19 protein-coding genes and 3 pseudogenes are annotated in these 15612 nt (G+C 59.7%); 6 read left to right on the forward strand and 16 right to left on the reverse strand.

The window, feature by feature from the left end:
- Positions 1-26: 26 nt before the first annotated feature.
- Positions 27-1136, reverse strand: coding sequence for a sugar ABC transporter substrate-binding protein (locus IB272_RS28940; protein ID WP_060520394.1), 1110 nt, complete (start codon positions 1134-1136; stop codon positions 27-29).
- Between the two features lie 273 nt (positions 1137-1409).
- On the opposite strand from IB272_RS28940, the gene IB272_RS28945 reads away from it, so the two are divergent.
- The gene (locus IB272_RS28945) at positions 1410-2069 is read left to right on the forward strand and encodes a TetR/AcrR family transcriptional regulator (protein ID WP_089045975.1); all 660 of its coding nucleotides are present in this window, start codon (positions 1410-1412) and stop codon (positions 2067-2069) included.
- 56 nt (positions 2070-2125) lie between these two features.
- On the opposite strand, the gene IB272_RS28950 is transcribed toward IB272_RS28945, so the two are convergent.
- The 3 genes from IB272_RS28950 to IB272_RS28960 all read right to left on the reverse strand — a co-directional run bounded on the left by IB272_RS28950 (position 2126) and on the right by IB272_RS28960 (position 4565).
- Positions 2126-3112, reverse strand: coding sequence for a zinc-binding alcohol dehydrogenase (locus IB272_RS28950; protein ID WP_060528838.1), 987 nt, complete (start codon positions 3110-3112; stop codon positions 2126-2128).
- Positions 3113-3197: 85 nt separating this feature from the next.
- Complete coding sequence (locus tag IB272_RS28955) at positions 3198-3749, reverse strand: VOC family protein (protein ID WP_234798868.1); 552 nt, start codon at positions 3747-3749, stop codon at positions 3198-3200.
- Between the two features lie 297 nt (positions 3750-4046).
- The gene (locus IB272_RS28960) at positions 4047-4565 is read right to left on the reverse strand and encodes a DUF6428 family protein (protein ID WP_060520392.1); all 519 of its coding nucleotides are present in this window, start codon (positions 4563-4565) and stop codon (positions 4047-4049) included.
- A 43-nt stretch (positions 4566-4608) separates the two neighbouring features.
- On the opposite strand from IB272_RS28960, the gene IB272_RS28965 reads away from it, so the two are divergent.
- The 3 genes from IB272_RS28965 to IB272_RS28975 are packed head-to-tail and all read left to right on the forward strand — an operon-like array spanning position 4609 to position 7032.
- Positions 4609-4950: a metalloregulator ArsR/SmtB family transcription factor gene (locus IB272_RS28965; RefSeq protein WP_060520391.1), complete on the forward strand. Its 342-nt coding sequence runs from the start codon at positions 4609-4611 to the stop codon at positions 4948-4950.
- A 28-nt stretch (positions 4951-4978) separates the two neighbouring features.
- Positions 4979-6169: an arsenite efflux MFS transporter ArsK gene (gene arsK / locus IB272_RS28970; protein WP_192445601.1), complete on the forward strand. Its 1191-nt coding sequence runs from the start codon at positions 4979-4981 to the stop codon at positions 6167-6169.
- Positions 6170-6225: 56 nt separating this feature from the next.
- On the forward strand, positions 6226-7032 hold the full coding sequence (locus IB272_RS28975) for a sulfite exporter TauE/SafE family protein (RefSeq protein WP_348646824.1): 807 nt from the start codon (positions 6226-6228) through the stop codon (positions 7030-7032).
- 55 nt (positions 7033-7087) lie between these two features.
- Here the strand turns inward: IB272_RS28975 and IB272_RS28980 are convergent, their stop codons facing one another.
- The 9 genes and pseudogenes from IB272_RS28980 to IB272_RS29010 form a co-directional block, all read right to left on the reverse strand.
- Positions 7088-7858 carry a glucose 1-dehydrogenase gene (locus IB272_RS28980; RefSeq protein WP_060583658.1) on the reverse strand — a complete coding sequence of 257 codons (771 nt, stop codon included), beginning with the start codon at positions 7856-7858 and terminating at the stop codon, positions 7088-7090.
- 260 nt (positions 7859-8118) lie between these two features.
- Positions 8119-8310 carry a DUF6494 family protein gene (locus IB272_RS28985; RefSeq protein WP_060583661.1) on the reverse strand — a complete coding sequence of 64 codons (192 nt, stop codon included), beginning with the start codon at positions 8308-8310 and terminating at the stop codon, positions 8119-8121.
- A 107-nt stretch (positions 8311-8417) separates the two neighbouring features.
- On the reverse strand, positions 8418-8645 hold the full coding sequence (locus tag IB272_RS35080) for a GDCCVxC domain-containing (seleno)protein (protein ID WP_348646825.1): 228 nt from the start codon (positions 8643-8645) through the stop codon (positions 8418-8420).
- A 236-nt stretch (positions 8646-8881) separates the two neighbouring features.
- Positions 8882-9610, reverse strand: a complete 729-nt coding sequence (gene arsH / locus IB272_RS28990) for an arsenical resistance protein ArsH (RefSeq protein WP_034801596.1) — start codon at positions 9608-9610, stop codon at positions 8882-8884.
- Positions 9585-10007, reverse strand: coding sequence for an arsenate reductase (glutaredoxin) (gene arsC / locus IB272_RS28995; protein WP_034801540.1), 423 nt, complete (start codon positions 10005-10007; stop codon positions 9585-9587). Before arsC ends, arsH begins: the two co-directional genes overlap by 26 nt.
- 2 nt (positions 10008-10009) lie before the next feature.
- A complete protein-coding gene (arsB, locus tag IB272_RS29000; protein WP_060610139.1) occupies positions 10010-11068 on the reverse strand; it encodes an ACR3 family arsenite efflux transporter in 1059 nt (352 codons plus the stop codon).
- A 201-nt stretch (positions 11069-11269) separates the two neighbouring features.
- Positions 11270-11596, reverse strand: a pseudogene (locus IB272_RS35085) (arsenate reductase ArsC); the annotation flags it as partial.
- Between the two features lie 15 nt (positions 11597-11611).
- Entirely contained in the window at positions 11612-12052 is a 441-nt protein-coding gene (arsN2, locus tag IB272_RS29005; protein WP_110818995.1) for an arsenic resistance N-acetyltransferase ArsN2, read from the reverse strand.
- On the reverse strand, positions 12049-12402 hold the full coding sequence (locus IB272_RS29010; RefSeq protein ID WP_034801535.1) for a metalloregulator ArsR/SmtB family transcription factor: 354 nt from the start codon (positions 12400-12402) through the stop codon (positions 12049-12051). The genes arsN2 and IB272_RS29010 overlap by 4 nt, the downstream gene beginning before the upstream one ends.
- A 126-nt stretch (positions 12403-12528) precedes the next feature.
- On the opposite strand from IB272_RS29010, the pseudogene IB272_RS35650 reads away from it, so the two are divergent.
- Positions 12529-12642, forward strand: a pseudogene (locus IB272_RS35650) (SMP-30/gluconolactonase/LRE family protein); the annotation flags it as partial.
- Between the two features lie 137 nt (positions 12643-12779).
- On the opposite strand, the gene IB272_RS29020 reads toward IB272_RS35650, so the two are convergent.
- Both IB272_RS29020 and IB272_RS29025 read right to left on the reverse strand, forming a co-directional pair.
- Positions 12780-13091, reverse strand: coding sequence for a hypothetical protein (locus IB272_RS29020; protein WP_234798867.1), 312 nt, complete (start codon positions 13089-13091; stop codon positions 12780-12782).
- A 387-nt stretch (positions 13092-13478) separates the two neighbouring features.
- A pseudogene (locus IB272_RS29025) lies at positions 13479-13691 on the reverse strand (aldehyde-activating protein); the annotation flags it as partial.
- Positions 13692-13718: 27 nt separating this feature from the next.
- Between IB272_RS29025 and IB272_RS29030 the strand changes: the two are divergent.
- Positions 13719-14117: a helix-turn-helix domain-containing protein gene (locus IB272_RS29030; RefSeq protein WP_051659587.1), complete on the forward strand. Its 399-nt coding sequence runs from the start codon at positions 13719-13721 to the stop codon at positions 14115-14117.
- Positions 14118-14269: 152 nt separating this feature from the next.
- On the opposite strand, the gene IB272_RS29035 is transcribed toward IB272_RS29030, so the two are convergent.
- Positions 14270-15493, reverse strand: coding sequence for an ATP-binding protein (locus tag IB272_RS29035; protein ID WP_192358628.1), 1224 nt, complete (start codon positions 15491-15493; stop codon positions 14270-14272).
- Positions 15494-15612: the final 119 nt, after the last annotated feature.

The raw sequence follows: 15612 nt of genomic DNA on the forward strand, positions 1-15612 counted from the left end.
AGGCTGCCGCCCAGCTGGTCGAAATTTCAGTACTGGATCTGGCCGTTGGACGGCCCCCAGAAATCCGTCCAATTGTAGGTCGGGACGGAGTCGAGATACTTCGCCTTGAACTCGGCGGCATCCTTGGCCGTGACCAGGATCGTCGGGCCGTAGAACTCGCGGTGTTCCTTCGGCTCTTCGGACGGCTTGAAGCTGCCGATCGCCGCGTGATAGGCGAGTGCCGCGCTGATGCCGCCGCCCCAGTGCGGGTTGGTGAAGACGGTCGCCAGGAGCTTGCCGTCCAGCACCATCTGCACGGCCTCCGGATTGCCGTCATAGGAAACGATCGGCATGTCCTCGATACCCTCGGCGCGCAGGGCCTCGATGACACCATAGGCGATGTTGTCGTTGGCGCAGTGTACGCCCTTGATCTTGTCGCCGTAGCGGGTCAGGAACGACGCCATGAGGGCCGCACCCTTCTGCGTGTCCCAGTCGGCCGGCTGCGCATCGAGCAACTCGATGTTCGGGAAATCTTTGAGTGCGTTCTTGAGGCCGTTCAGGCGCTCGACTGCCGGGTTGTTGGCGGCGATGCCACCGAGGTGCACCACACCACCTTCACCACCCATCGCCTCAAACAGGATCCGCGCGGTCTGTTCAGCAGGCTTCTCATCCGACCAGGTCATATGGGAAACGTAGTTGTCGCCGAAATCCCAAGGATGCAGGTCGTCGGTCTTGTTCCAGATCGTTGAAATGTAGGCGCCCGCTGCCTGAACCGCCTCGACAACGGGTCTGGCGTTGGGGCTGTCGTTTGCATCGCAGGCGATCGCGCAATTGCCGTTGTTCTTGGCGAGAAACGCCTTGATGTCGGCGAGCGACTTTTCCGTAGACCCCTCGTTGATCAGGCTGACGAGTGCGCTCTTCGGCTTGCCGAGCGATTCCACGAAAGCCTCGCCCCCGGAAACGACCGAATTCCAGTAGGCAGACGCCCGGTCGCGATAGCTCCAGGCAATTGCCGGATCCGTCAATGCAGCCTGCGCCGTGCCGCGACCGAACGCCATCGGCACCGTCATGGCGCCAACGCCGGCTGCAGCGGCAAACAAGAAGTTGCGACGGCTTACCGTCTCGCGTTCGATAAAATCCTTAATAAAGGTCGACATGCCAATCCTCCCATATCCTCGGTGAGCGTTCCCCGTCCCACACGGGTTGAAAATGCAGGTTCGCAGGTGGCGGCGCACGCTTGTCGCCCTGGCCTCCTCCGGCCTCGTCAGTCCCACTTAACGCACTAACTAGTTACTTCTTTACAAAACCCCGAGTCAAGTGCTTTTAATGGGCACAGGCGCCGACCGACCTGACGAACCGCTTTGACGGATCAGCTTTCCGGCGTGTATGACTTTCAGCGCAGCAGGCGCGAGGGCGACGGAGGAAGGGCTTTGAGCATCACGAACGAAGACACGGAAAAATCAGCCCGAAAGCCACGCATCAGAGACGCCGAGGCAACGAAGGCGCGCATTCTGGACGCGGCCAAGAAAGAGTTTGCGAAGAATGGCTTGGGAGGCGCGCGGGTCGACGTGATCGCCGAGAAGGCCAACGCCAACAAGCGGATGATATACCACTATTTCGAGAGCAAGGAGCGGCTGTTCCAGACCGTTCTCGAAGATGCCTATATCGACATCCGAACGGCTGAACAAAAACTCAAGCTCGACGACCTGGAACCGAAGGCGGCGCTTGCCAAACTCGTCCAGTTCACCTGGGAATATTATCTGAAGAACCCGGAGTTCATCACGCTGGTCAACAGCGAGAACCTTCACCGCGCGAAGCATTTGAAGAAGTCCGAGGTCATCAAGGCCGCCAGCCGCAAGTTCGTCAACATGGTCGGCGATATTCTCGAACGCGGCGCGGCACAGGGCGTGTTTCGGTCGGGCGTCGACCCTGTGCAGCTCAACATCACCATTGCAGCGATCGGCTATTACTACCTGACCAACCGTTTCACCGGATCGATCATTTTCGAACGTGATCTCATGGCCAAGGAAGCGATTGACGAACGCCTGCAGTTCAACGTCGACACCATCATGCGGCTGGTATGTGCCTAACGCGTCGCGCCAGGCACATACACGAACGATAGCCGGGCATCGGCCCGGCGCTTGGGCTAGGCCCAATCGATAACGATGAAGGGCTGCTCAATCGCGCGCCGCGCAATGTCCGAATAGAGTGACGCGGGATCGTCTGGCGTCACGTGGCGGATCAGGCCTTCGACCTCTATCAGGCCTTCAGACAGCCATTCGAGCGCGCGCGAGAAGCCACCGAAGACGCTATGCGGTGCATTGTTGTACCCTTCGAGCAGTTCTTCCCAAACGAAGTCGCGACCGAGCATCGGAACCTCCCATTCCCAGCCTGAGCGCAGCGTCACCAGGTTGAAGAAGACCGCCTGCATGAGTTCGTGCGCAGAGAATTCGGTTGCCCGCCTCCAGGGAACACCAACCATGACGACTTCACCAAGCTTGCGGACAAGACGGCAAGCATCGATGATGGCACCCTCATGACCTGAACAATCGACGACGAGGGCGACTTTTCCGGTCAGGTCCGATGCGTCGCCTATAGACGCTCGGCAATCCGCAATTCCGCTTCGACCGGCCTGAGCGCGCCTGACCGGATCCGGATCGACCACCGTCACGCGATAGCCGCCGATCGCAAAGAGGTGCGCAGCCAGGAAGCCAACCGGCCCCGCCCCCGAAACGACCACGCGGTCACCCGGACGCGCCTTCGTCGTCATCAGGCTCGTCATCGACACCCCCATCAAGCGGGCGAGAACGGCGCGATCCGGGGCCAATCCATCCGGCAACGCCAGAGTGTGTCGGGCATCGTGGGTCTGCGTGGAACGATGCTGCCCCATTGCAAAGCGCCGGTCACCGACGCTGACGCCATCGACATCCTCTCCGATCTCGGTCACCTCAAAGACAGCCGCATAGCCCGGCCGGATGGGAAACACGTCACCGTTGGCCCAGCCAAGCTCCGTGCCCTGACTGATCAGAGTACAGAGCGTTCGCCCACGGATCTGACCGGGCAGTAGCGCACCGTCTTCGTAGTTGCCGAGCACAAATGTCTGCTTTGTGCTTATCAGGATTTCTTGAGGCACGGCTTTCCTTTCCGGCTTTTGGCCAGGGGTTCTCATGTCTTTGATTTTGATTGGCCGCTTGAGACGCAGCGACTACGGCCGGGAGTTAGCTGCCGCTGACGGGCGACCACTGCCGTGGACCGCCAGCGCTTTCGTATCCGAGCGGTCCCGGCATGCTGACGATCTCCAAAAACTGCCCCCAGGGAGCTTTGAGATAGAGCCAGGTAAGCCCGGCCATCGCGCCGCTTTCGACAAGAGTCGGCCCTTCAAGCAAATCGACGCCGGCGGCACGAAGCCGCTCTGCCGCGCGTTCGCAGTCGTCAACCTCGAAGGCTAAGTGAAAGCCACCGGTCTGGCTGTTGCGCTTCAGCGGCTCTTCCTCGCCGGTCTCGCCGGAGTACTGGAATATCTCGAGGTTCGTGCCGTTCCCGACCCTTAGAACCTTGATGTTCTCTATCCGTCTGCCCGAGGGAACACCGAGGCGCCGAAGCATGAACGCGTCGTCAGCTTCCACTTTGCCTGTTTCAAGGCACGTCACCGCTCCGAAGATCACCTCGAAAAAGCGGACAGCCTCTTCGAGGTTCGGCACAGTGAACCCCACATGCTGCATCCCGTAAATCTTCACTCGAACCTCCCAATTCGCAAGAACATTCGTCACGCAATTATGTAACTAGTTAGTTATTTTTGAGTCAAGACGTCAAGAGATCGGAGGTCGAATGCGATGGTGTGGAAAAGGCCCGAATTGTTGAGAGGATATCGACCGCGACAGTACCGGCCACATGACCTGAGCTCTCGGTTTTTCAGCGAAGGGGCACGCTCGCGGTGATGCTGCGGCGATGTTCGGGCGGTGGGCTGTTCACAGCCGGCGAATGCGGCGGCAGAACCTCAGCTTCCGGCGGGCGCCCCTGAGAGCGCCTCGCCGGCGACGGCATCTCGTTTGGGGATGGTTCCCACCTCAGCTACAGCATTTGGAAGCGGATGAACTACAGCACGAGGCTTCCGTAGCGGCTTTCTCGGCCAACCAACGGTCCCGAGGCTTGCAGCTCGCAGGCCGTGGCGTCAACGCGACCTGGAGAGTGCCGTCTTCCGCGACAGGAGCATTCGCGCAGAACAACTGCATCGGCCGGACGCCATCGCTCACTTCGAAGGTCAGCTTTGCGGAGCCGTCGAGACGGACGCGTTCGGAAACCTTGCGGACGATGGCCGAGAACTTCCCGGCCGTCATATGGGTCCGCTCGCCCTCCTCGATGTCCCACAGCTGCACGAAAATCTCCGACCAGGCTTCCGGATTTGCCCCGCAATCAAGCGCGGAGAACTGGCCAGCCTTGACCTCGGTCACGTGATAGCCGGGCTTCACGGGCTTTCCGTCATACAGGAAGACCAAGGGCAGGTCCGGTGTCTCTGCGGCTCTGCCGAGCAACTCCCCAAGCGAGATATCGGTTTTGTCGGATTGGCTATTGTCGATCGCGCTCATTTGTGGCTATCCTCAATTTCAATGATTCAAGGATTATTGAAATATGGATGATCGTCAAGCCCTCTCCTCCTTCGCCGCGCTTTCACAGGAAACCCGACTTTCCATCGTGAGGACCCTGGTCATCGCCGGCCCGGAAGGTCTGGCCGCCGGCGCGATTGCCGAACGCATGGGCGTCTCTCCATCAAACGTCTCGTTCCACCTCAAGGAACTCGAACGATCAGGCCTCATCTCCCAACGCCGGGAGTCGCGCTCGATCGTCTATAACGCAAGTTACGACACGCTGGCCGATCTGGTGACTTTCCTGATGGAAGACTGCTGCGCGGGGCATCCCGGCATCCGCGGGTCCGTCGAGCGATCCGCAAGTTGCTGTTCAAGCGAAGCATAGCCCGTCAAGGAACACGTCATTGCATACGATCAAGGTTCCGGCGGGCATCGTCTCCGCTCTCGGTGTCACGCAGATCATCGGCTACGGCACTCTCTACTATTCCTTCAGCATCCTCGCACCCGGAATGGCCAAAGACCTTGGCATCAGCCTGGAGCGGGTCTTCGCCGTCTTCTCGGTCTCGCTGTTCATCGGCGGCCTGTCTGCTCCGTTCATCGGCAGGCACATGGACAAGATCGGTGCGGCAACGGTGATGACGCTGGGGTCGGCCCTTGCGGCGTTAACGCTGGTGCTTTGTGCATGGTCGCCGTCTGTGTCGCTCTTTGTCCTTGCGATTGTCCTGCTCGAAGTGTCCTCCGGGATGGTCCAGTATCAGGCGGCCTTCGCAACACTGGTCGAAAGCGAACCTCGCACGGCGTCCCGCAGCATCACCTATCTGACACTCATCGGCGGCTTTGCCTCCACCATCTTCTGGCCGATCGCCGCGGCACTGACCGGATATCTGACCTGGCGGGAAATCTATCTGGTGTTCGCCGTCCTGAACCTTATCGTCTGCATGCCCCTACACTACTGGATCATGCGTGCCGGAAGGCTGTGCTCCAAAACGGACGAGACAAGAACCCGCGAGGTCGTTGTCGGCGCTCTCGAACCCCAGGCGCGTCGCCGTGGCATGCTGCTGGTCTCCTTTGCCTTCTCTCTTTCGGGCTTCACCCTCGCCGCGATCCTTGCCCACATGGTGCCGATGCTCGGCGCGATCGGACTTGGCAGTGCGGCGGTCGTGATCGGTTCCTTGTTTGGTCCGGCCCAGGTCATGAGCCGCCTGATCAACATGGTCTTCGGAAAGAGCCTGTCGCCGCCCGCGCTTGCGATTGTCTCTGCCGCTCTCATGGTCACTGGCGCGGTAATACTCGGGGTGTCAGGTGATTGGCTGCCAGGTGCGGTGGCTTTCGCCATCTGTCTTGGCCTTGGGTCAGGGATCAACAGCATCGCTCAGGGGAGCTTGCCCCTCTATCTCTTCGGGTCCGCTGGCTATGGCGCGATCACGGGCAAGATGGCTGCGGCAAGGTTGGCGACTGGCGCGGCCGCCCCGTTTGCGTTCGCAGCCGCTATGAACCACTTCGGGACAACCCTCTCGCTTTTCGTGATCGCCGCGCTGGGTACGCTTGGGATCCTGGCGTTCGTCGCTGTCGCCTCATCGGTGCGTCGCGACCGCGTTGCCTGATAATGGAAGAGCGTACATAACAGTCCGCGGATCATCGCCATGAAAGCTAAGCCTCCGTGAACACTCCGATCAAATCGACGACGTCACGCAGTCATCCGGCCGCTTTCGGCGGCGGCGCCATCATCGGCGCACTCGGCGGGTTGATAGGGCTTGGAGGGGCAGAATTCCGTCTGCCGCTGCTCATCGGCGCATTCAATTTCGCGGCCCTCGAGGCGGTGATCCTGAACAAGGCAATGAGCCTTGTCGTCGTGTCTTGCGCCCTGCCGTTTCGAGCCGGCACGATCCCTTTCAGTCAGATCGCATCGAATTGGCCGATCGTACTGAACCTTCTTGCAGGAAGCCTGATCGGTGCCTGGTTCGGCGCAGGATGGGCCACACGGTTGAAATCTGAGACCCTCTACAGGGTGATATCCGTTCTTCTTGTCGCGATCGCCGTCGTGCTGGTGCTTGGCCACGGCACCTCGGCGGGTCAACCGCTTCTGACCGGAAACTGGCAGATTGTCGCCGGAATATCCGCCGGCTTCGTGATCGGCATCGTTGCGTCGCTGCTGGGCGTCGCCGGGGGCGAGTTGCTCATTCCGACGTTGGTTCTGCTCTTCGGCGCGGACATTAAGCTCGCCGGTAGCCTCTCACTGGCGGTGAGCCTTCCCACAATGCTGGTAGGCTTTACTCGATACAGCCGCGACCAGAGCTTTTCGGTTCTGGGTCGCAACAGGGTGTTCGTCCTCATCATGGCCGCGGGATCGGTGGTGGGGACGTTTGTCGGCGGTCTACTCCTCGGCATTGTCCCGAATTCGATCCTCCTTCCCGCACTCGCCGTGATCTTGTTGCTGTCAGCCGTGAAGGTCTGGCGGCACGGCTGACAGGATTTCTTCCCCAGATCAATTTGACGCGCTTTTCGAGTTCGGCCCCGTGGCCTCACGCGACGGACCATCCGCCGTCCACCAGCAGGTTCGCGCCGGTGATCAGGCTCGCAGCCGGCGATGCAAGGAAGACTACGGCACCCACCACATCATCGGTTTCCCCGATCCGGCCGAGTGGAATGTGATCGACCGTCGCTTTGCGATTTTCGGCATCGGATAAAAACGGTGCTGTACCATCCGTGTGGATGAATGTCGGCGATACGGTGTTTACGGTGACATTATAGCGTGCCCATTCGGCTGCAAGGCAGCGCGTGAGGTGATTAATTGCCGCCTTGCTCATGCAATAGATTGCCTCTCCGCGCAGTGCGACCGTACCGGCCTGTGAGCTAATGCTGATGATCCGGCCACCATTTCGCGCGATCATGTGACGGCCCACTGCCTGTGTCATCAGGAAGGTGCCCTTGATGTTGACATCGAGTATCTCGTCAAGGTCCTTCTCCTCAACGAGTTCCGCGAGATTGCCCGGGGCGACGCCGACATTGTTGACGAGGACGTCGATCCGACCGAATGCAGAAACCGCCGCGTCGACGGCTTGTGCGATATGGGCCTTCTTGGGAATGTCCAGTTCGACCGGGAGAACCTTTCGTCCCGCGCCCTCGATTTCGGCGATCAGGCCCGCTGACGCTGCGACATCGCGGACCCCCAAGACAATATCTGAGCCTGCTGCAGCACAGGCAAGTGCGCAGGCACGTCCAATGCCACGGCTCGCGCCCGTCACCAAAGTCACCTTGCCCTCAAGGCTGAAATCCGGCGCACTCTTCCGCATCATTGCCTCCCTCGATGAATCTCAATTATTGCAGCGTCGGCGTGCGGATGCCAGTTGTTCTGCTCATGTCGCGCACGTGAAGTCCGTCCGACGAACGTCATGCTCGTCGAGAACGACCTTGGGGCAGAGGTGCTCGGGCTGTAGGCTTGGCTCGGTGGGGAGATAGAAGCTTCCGGCTCAGTGCGGGCGCGATGCCTGACCGATCTTGGTCTCATTGATGGGTATCGGCCTGGGCGTTTCGATCCATGCTTTCGCCAGACCTATGGAAGTTCGATCTCACCGTTCACCACGTGGTTGAGACCGGTGCCCTCCGCCGTCAGCGTCATGCGCACCTTCAGCTTCTCGCCGCCGAACTGCCCCTCGCGCACGGCCTCTTCGATCTTACGCTGCGATGTGACACCGACTTCTTTCAGGAACTTGCGGATCGACATGTTGAAGGCGTCTTCGCTCATCGTGGAACTCCTCGGCGTCCGTGAGGGAGCAGCGTGGGCGCTTGTCTATCGCCCGGAATGCACCGGCACAGTCGAATACGGATGTCAGCCTTGCCTCTCATCCCACGTTAGGAACCGACGCAACAACTTGCGGCTCCGTTGTTATGTTTGGCCTCCTGGATTGGCGGGCAAGGCACGTCGCCAAAGGAACAGAACACACAGCAGTCCCCGGATTTTGGCCGGAGCATCATACCGCATCCATTGCAATCATAGAAAAACTGACAGGCGCCGGTGGGCATCGTTTCCGTAGCCCGCTGGCCGCAATTGGTACAGGTGAGGGTTGATCGAAGCTGTATGGTCACATTTTGTGCCTCGGCAACGAATGCTTTCAGATGACGCCCGTCATCCATTGCTGAATAGCCTATTGGAAATATCGCCTCGTGCATAGTTTTGCGTCATGAGCGCTAGGTCAGTCTTTCGAAAGGCTGCAATGGGCCACCATAAGCGGACAAGGCGTTGGTTCGCTTTGGCCAAACAGCGGCCATTGCGATTGCAAGATGGCCGCTATCGGAACATTGCCGATGGCCTTTGACTAAATCGATCTCAGTGACACCCGCTTCTCCAACTCGGCCGCGTGCTCCTTCCGCTCGCTGTAGCGGTCTGTAAGGTGGGCCGAGGCGTCCCGTGTCAGCAGCGTGAACTTCACCAGTTCCTCGCAGACATCCACGACGCGGTCGTAGTAGGACGACGGCTTCATGCGGCCGTCGGCGTCGAACTCCTGGTAGGCCTTGGCGACCGAGGACTGGTTGGGGATCGTGATCATCCGCATCCAGCGGCCGAGCACGCGCATCTGGTTCAAGGCGTTGAAGGACTGGCTGCCGCCGGAGACTTCCATGATCGCCAGCGTCTTGCCTTGCGTCGGCCGGATCGATCCCAGCGACAGGGGAATCCAGTCGATCTGGGCCTTCATGATGCCCGTCATCGCGCCGTGGCGCTCGGGGCTAACCCAGACCTGGCCTTCCGACCATTGCGACAGGTCGCGCAGCTCCTGCACTTTCGGATGGCTGACCGGCGCCTCGTCGGGAAGCGGCAGCCCCCTCGGATCGAACATCCGCACCTCGCACCCCAACCGCTCGAGAAGGCGTCTGGCTTCGTGCGCGAGCAGCCGACTGTAGGAAACCTCCCGGAGCGAGCCGTAGAGGATCAGGATGCGCGGCTTGTGCGTCGAGAACGCCGGACGCAGCGCGTCAATGTCAGGTTGGCGAAGATGCCGCTCCTGCAAGGCGGGAAAAATTTCAGACAACGCGCTTGCCCTCCTGATCGAGGACCTGCTCGCCGTCTTCCTTGAAGAAGGCACCCTTGAAGGCATCCGGCAGGATGTCGAGCACGGCCTCGGAGGGTCGCGCAAGCCTGGTGCCGAGCGGCGTGACGACGAACGGACGATTGATGAGGATCGGGTCCTTCAGCATCGCGTCGAGCAGCTGGTCGTCCGTCAGGTTCGGGTCGTTGAGACCCAGTACCGCGTAAGGCGTGCCCTTCTCGCGGATCGCCTGTCGGACGGTCAATCCGGCATCGGAGATCATCCTTGCCAACGCGTCGCGCGACGGCGGTGACTTGAGATACTCGATGATATCAGGTTCGATCCCGGCTGCGCGGATCATCTCCAGCGTGTTGCGGGACGTGCCGCAGGCGGGGTTGTGATAGATGGTGGCGTCCATTGTCATGTCCTTTCAGTGATGGTGTTCCTTGAGACAGCGGGAGCTGCCTCGTACCAGCCCTTGGTGCGGTTCACGGCCCAGACGACCGTGAGCATCACGGGAACTTCGATGAGCACGCCGACGACGGTTGCCAACGCAGCACCTGACTGGAAGCCGAACAGGCTGATGGCCGCGGCAACCGCAAGTTCGAAGAAGTTGCTGGCTCCGATCAGTGCTGAAGGCCCGGCGACGCAATGGCGCTCGCCCGACATCCGGTTCAGGAGATAGGCCAGGCCTGAGTTGAAGTAGACCTGGATCAGGATGGGCACGGCCAGCAGCGCGATGATCGTCGGCTGTGCGATGATCTGCTCGCCCTGGAAGCCAAAGAGGAGAACGAGCGTCGCGAGCAGGGCGAGGAGCGAAAGCGGCTGCAGTTTCGTCAGCATGGCGTCCAGCGCGTTCGCCGTGCCATCGGCGGTCAGCCGCGCTCTCAGGACCTGAGCGATGATGACCGGGACGACGATATAAAGGACGACCGACAGAACGAGCGTGTCCCACGGTACGGTGATAGCCGACAGTCCGAGAAGCAGTCCGACGATCGGCGCGAAGGCGACGACCATGATCGCATCGTTGAGTGCCACCTGAGACAGCGTGAACAGCGGCGCGCCGCGCGTCAGGTTGCTCCAGACGAACACCATCGCGGTACAGGGGGCGGCCGCGAGGATGATGAGGCCAGCGATATAGGAGTCGATCTGGTCGGCCGGCAGATAAGGACGGAACAGCCAGCCCACGAACAGCCAGCCGAGCAGCGCCATGGAGAACGGTTTGATGGCCCAGTTGATGAACAGGGTCACGCCGATGCCACGCCAATACGTGCTGACCTGCGCCAACGAGCGGAAGTCGATCTTGATGAGCATCGGGATGATCATCAGCCAGATCAGGATGGCGACGGGCAAGTTCACTTTCGCGACCTCTGCCGCACCGATGACCTGGAAAACACCGGGCATCAGATGACCGAGGGCGACGCCGACGATGATACAAAGGAAGACCCAGATGGTGAGGTAGCGTTCGAACGTAGACATTTCACTCGACCTTTGCGGACTTGACGGAAGCGCCTGGAGCGAGCCGATCTGACGGACGTGCTGCTCGAGCGCCAGGCGGTCGATGGAGGCCAGAGGCAGATTGATGAAGGCCATGATGCGGTTCTTGAGGAAGCGAGCGGCCTGTGCAAAGGCGCGCTGGATTTCGACCTCGGAGCCGACAACCGCAGCCGGGTCTTCGACACCCCAATGCGCCGTCATCGGATGCCCGATCCATACCGGGCAGGCCTCGCCGTGTGCGCTGTCACAGACGGTAAAGATGAAGTCCATTTCGGGCGCGCCTGGCTGGGCGAAAACGTCCCAGCTCTTCGACGAGAAGCCGGTCGCCGGATAGCCGAGGACGTCCAGTTCCTTCAGGGCATGTGGATTGACTTCGCCCTTGGGCTGGCTGCCAGCGGAAAACGCCCGGAAGCGCCCGCCGCCTTCCTTGTTAAGGATGGATTCGGCGAGAATAGAACGAGCGGAATTGCCCGTGCACAAGAAGAGCACGTTGTAAGTCTTGTCGGTCATGGTCGTGTTCCGTGGTTAGGTCGGAGGTCTGTCGAGTTTCATGATCGTTGCCGATGCCGGGCAGATGCCTGACAGTTGACGGGTTGCGAGAACGGCGGGCGGCACATCGGCCCGCTCGACCACAACAAAGCCAAGGCTTTCAAAGAACGGTGCGGCGGAGGTTGTCGCCAGGAAGACTGCCGAGCTCACATTGACGGTCTTCAGGGTTTCCCTGGTCAGCGATTTTCCAAGCGCCTTGCCACGATGCTCGGGCAAGATGACTATCGACCTGAGAAGCACGTCGTCGCCGCACGCCTCGATGCCAGCATAGCCAACCGTGCCGCGATCTGAGGAAACCGCCCTGAAAAACGAGCGCCCAGTGTCTTCGAGGTCTTCGGTTGGAAGACCGGAAGCCGACAGCGCCAGTTTCAGTTCGGGATCGCTCCCCGTGACTGGCTCTAGCCTGATGTCGCTCATGACAGCTTCACCTCGGGAGCACAGCAGGGTGTGAGTTCTGCGATGAGCGGCGCGCAGAGTTCCGCCGAGCCGCCGCAGCAGTCTTTCAGCAGGAAGAGAGTCAGGTCGCGCAGCCCCTGAAGGTCCGCCCGATAGATGATCGAACGGCTCTGCCGCTCGCTTGAAACCAGGCCCGCACGCGACAGCGTCGCAAGGTGCGCCGACATGGTGTTTTGCGGTACATCGAGAAGCCGGGCGAGTTCGCCGGCAGGAATGCCATCGGGTTCGTGTCGGACGAGAAGTCGAAACGTCTCGAGCCTTGTAGACTGGGCGAGTGCGGCAAGCGCCGCGATTGCTGTATTGCTATCCATATATCCAGAATAACGGATATGTTTTTCGTGTCAACCTCCGCCGGCTTATGGAGGGCCAGAAAACTTGGCGGATCGAAATCCGCCAAGGCCCCCTCTCGATTTCACGCTGGCTCAGAACCGGCATCGGCTGGTTTTGAGCGAGGTCTGCCGGACGGCTCCTGTGTGGATGCTGAAGGCTTCATCTGGAATTGCCGCGTCGCCGGCGGCGGATGTGTGGTCCGATTTGCACCCGCCGACGGCTCCGCTGGAGAGCTTGTGGCTGGATCCCGGTGCTCAACGCCGTTTCACGCCGCCCGCCGTAAGCCGACTTTAGTCGGATATAGCGGCCACAGAACTCTTAGCATTTTGAGCCAGGCTTACCCGCCATCGGCGACGCTCTATTGCAATTCGCCGGGGCGGATCACCCGCGTTTTCCCGACATCAGGCGCCGGTGTTTTGATTTCAGTGTCGCCGACGCGAGGGGGCTTCAACACCCCATCGCAATCGTCCAGTTTTTCTGAGAGATTCTTCTGGTTCGTGTCGTCGCCCGAAGCAACGCGACAACGATCCTTGTCCTCAGCGTTCGCCGGCTGGGTAAAGACCGCCGCCGAGACCAAAACGGTCACTGCTGAAAGTGCGTTAAGGACGGATCTAAAGGCGCCGATCGGATTCCCGCTGCTTCTGAAAGCGGGTGAAGTGTTGACACCCACAAATCAAACCTTCGGGTGGCCGGATTGGTTCCAATTTTTTCGGCAATGACCCCTGAGCTTGTCAGTCGTTTCCTAGTCGACCGGGATGGGCGATGTCTCTATGGCTGCGGTCCCGCAAAGCAGTATGGCATCCTTCAGAACGTAACGGGTGACCGCATCGACGCCGATCTTTTTCGTGGGCACTGTGACGACATCCTGCGCCTGATGACCTCTCTTGGCACCCCGCACCGTCAGCGCCTCGGAACACAATCTACACCGGCCGCGTCGTCCATAAACGCGGCAAGCTTTAGAAGTGCTCGGCGAACTTCGCCGAGCACACAATGCTACGGATGCTGGCGAGTTCCAAACGAGCCGAACACGGATCGAGTTTGAAGAGCGTCTCTTCGATCAATTGGGGAGCGCGCCGCTCTTCTTGGCTGCCCATGTGGCGATCACATCCATCAGGACCGGGTTGAGGCAATCATAGGGTTCAAGTCTTAGCTCGCGCAGCCGCGCGCGCACACCGTCCATCTTCGCTGGATCGTAGCCACTTTCGATGATCGAGGAGACGAAGGCGGCAAACCCGGGCTTCGCCCAGCCGCTTTCCTGGAAGCGCTCAGGAGGGCAGCGCGCCCCGGCCTCGAGCTCGTGCTACTGCGTCACGCGAAACGTTATATCGAGGCTCGCCTCGACGCCAGCACGCTGAACATCGTTGCGATCTGCAACATTGTCGCCGTATCCCGCCGGACGCTTTATCGCTTGTTCGAAACGGAAGGTGGCGTTGTCCATTACATCCAGAGCCGTCGGCTCGAGCGGATTAGGTCTATTTTGGCCAATCCCAGGGATATGCGCCGCATCTCCGACATTGCGGCCGACTTCGGATTTTTGAGAGGCGATCATTTCGCCCGCGCCTTCAAACAGCAGTACAGGCAAAGCGCACGGGAGCTTAGGCAATCGGTGAAATCAGACGGACGACCGAATACGGGTCTGGCGGTACAGGCCCCACACGCTGGATTCGACGATTGGATAAGGCAACTTCCGTCATAGGAGGTTGACCGATTTGCTGCTTGGCACGTTTCTCAGCGTCTGCGGACGATTCCCTCGCCTTGAAGGGAATCGAACCTGAGGCCTATTGGTTATCGAGACCTTGGAAGTCTCAAAAATGCTCGGGTCTGAATACTGAGCGAAATTCTCACGCGCTACCGCCACAACGCCGATATTGGCACAGCGGACAAACGTTCTCCGAAAGGGACCACTTTGTGGTGGTCATACAAGACCATGCCCGAAACAAACCGTTCTCCGGATGCTTCGGCCAAAATTCGCAATCCGGAAAAATCGGAATTCGAGACGGATGCTGCCGCCTTTATTTCGATACCGACGATCCGCCCCCTTGTATCTTCGATGACGATATCGACTTCGTTCTGCTGCTTGTCTCGAAAATGCGAAAACTCGAAGCGGGTTTGCCCGCCGCTGGCGAGTTTAAGGATCTCGGCAAAAACGAAAGTCTCCAGCAATGCCCCGAACTGACCCCTGTCGCCGTGGAGACGGTCGAGAGAGAGGTCACGAAGGGATGCGAGAAGACCAGAATCGAGGAAATGTATTTTCGGTGTTTTCGTGAGGCGTTTTAGTTTGTTCGAAAACCAGGGTTGTACGGTTCGAGCGAGGAACAGGCTCTGGAAGATGCCGACATATTTTTGCGTTGTAATGTGGTTCATCCCAATGGCCGCGCCAATTCCAGAATAGTTGACGAGCTGTCCCGAATGCTCTGCCAGGATGCGTAGGAGGCGCGGCATTTGAGCAATCTGCTCGATTTGCGCGACATCGCGAACGTCGCGTTGAACGATCGCCTGGATATAATCCGCATACCAGTCCTGTCTGCGGTTCAAGGTTTTGCGGGCCAGCGCCTCGGGATATCCACCGGCCAGAACCGCAGCCATGAGGTCGTCTCCGAAGAATGGCTCTCCGGCCTTGGCTTCGTTTTGGAAGGCGTCGCGCAGGAAGCTGCTGCCGGCGGTTCTGATCTCGCTTTGCGCAAGCGGCAGCAATCGAACAACCTCCATTCGCCCTGCGAGCGAGTCTGCCACGCGTGGCAACGTCATGAGATTGGCTGAACCGGTCAGAAGGAACCGCCCTGGGCGCTGGTCGGTATCCACGCTTTCCTTGATGGCCAACAGCAGTTCGGGCGCGCGCTGAATTTCATCGATGATGGCGCGATCCATACCTCTTACAAAGCCAACGGGATCCTGTCGCGCTGCGTCCAGGATGGTTGCATTATCCAGCGTGTAATACTCCATCCCCTCGTTGGCCATCTTCTTAGCCAACGTCGTTTTTCCTGATTGTCTGGGACCTACGATCAGTACGACTCGCGTGTCTGACAGGGCGTCGGCAACGCGTTGCTCAACGAGCCTTGGATACAGCGCCACAGCTTCATTCCTTTGATGACTGTTTGAAACTACGACGATGACCAATTGAAAGTCAAGGAGTGACGGTTTGAAATCTACGTGGCGACTGATTGAAACTCGAAACCAGAAGTGGGTAGCAT

Origin of the sequence: Ensifer sp. ENS08, assembly GCF_014852195.1 — a bacterium.
Lineage (GTDB): Bacteria > Pseudomonadota > Alphaproteobacteria > Rhizobiales > Rhizobiaceae > Ensifer > Ensifer adhaerens.

Bases quoted from the DNA above. Each gene is read 5' to 3' on its own strand.
- IB272_RS28965 (WP_060520391.1), top strand. From the start codon at position 4,609: ATGGATGATCGTCAAGCCCTCTCCTCCTTCGCCGCGCTTTCACAGGAA.
- IB272_RS28960 (WP_060520392.1), bottom strand. From the start codon at position 4,565: ATGAGCGCGATCGACAATAGCCAATCCGACAAAACCGATATCTCGCTT.
- IB272_RS28980 (WP_060583658.1), bottom strand. From the start codon at position 7,858: ATGCGGAAGAGTGCGCCGGATTTCAGCCTTGAGGGCAAGGTGACTTTG.
- IB272_RS28940 (WP_060520394.1), bottom strand. From the start codon at position 1,136: ATGTCGACCTTTATTAAGGATTTTATCGAACGCGAGACGGTAAGCCGT.
- arsN2 (WP_110818995.1), bottom strand. From the start codon at position 12,052: ATGAGCGACATCAGGCTAGAGCCAGTCACGGGGAGCGATCCCGAACTG.
- IB272_RS28985 (WP_060583661.1), bottom strand. From the start codon at position 8,310: ATGAGCGAAGACGCCTTCAACATGTCGATCCGCAAGTTCCTGAAAGAA.
- arsC (WP_034801540.1), bottom strand. From the start codon at position 10,007: ATGGACGCCACCATCTATCACAACCCCGCCTGCGGCACGTCCCGCAAC.
- arsB (WP_060610139.1), bottom strand. From the start codon at position 11,068: ATGTCTACGTTCGAACGCTACCTCACCATCTGGGTCTTCCTTTGTATC.
- IB272_RS29010 (WP_034801535.1), bottom strand. From the start codon at position 12,402: ATGGATAGCAATACAGCAATCGCGGCGCTTGCCGCACTCGCCCAGTCT.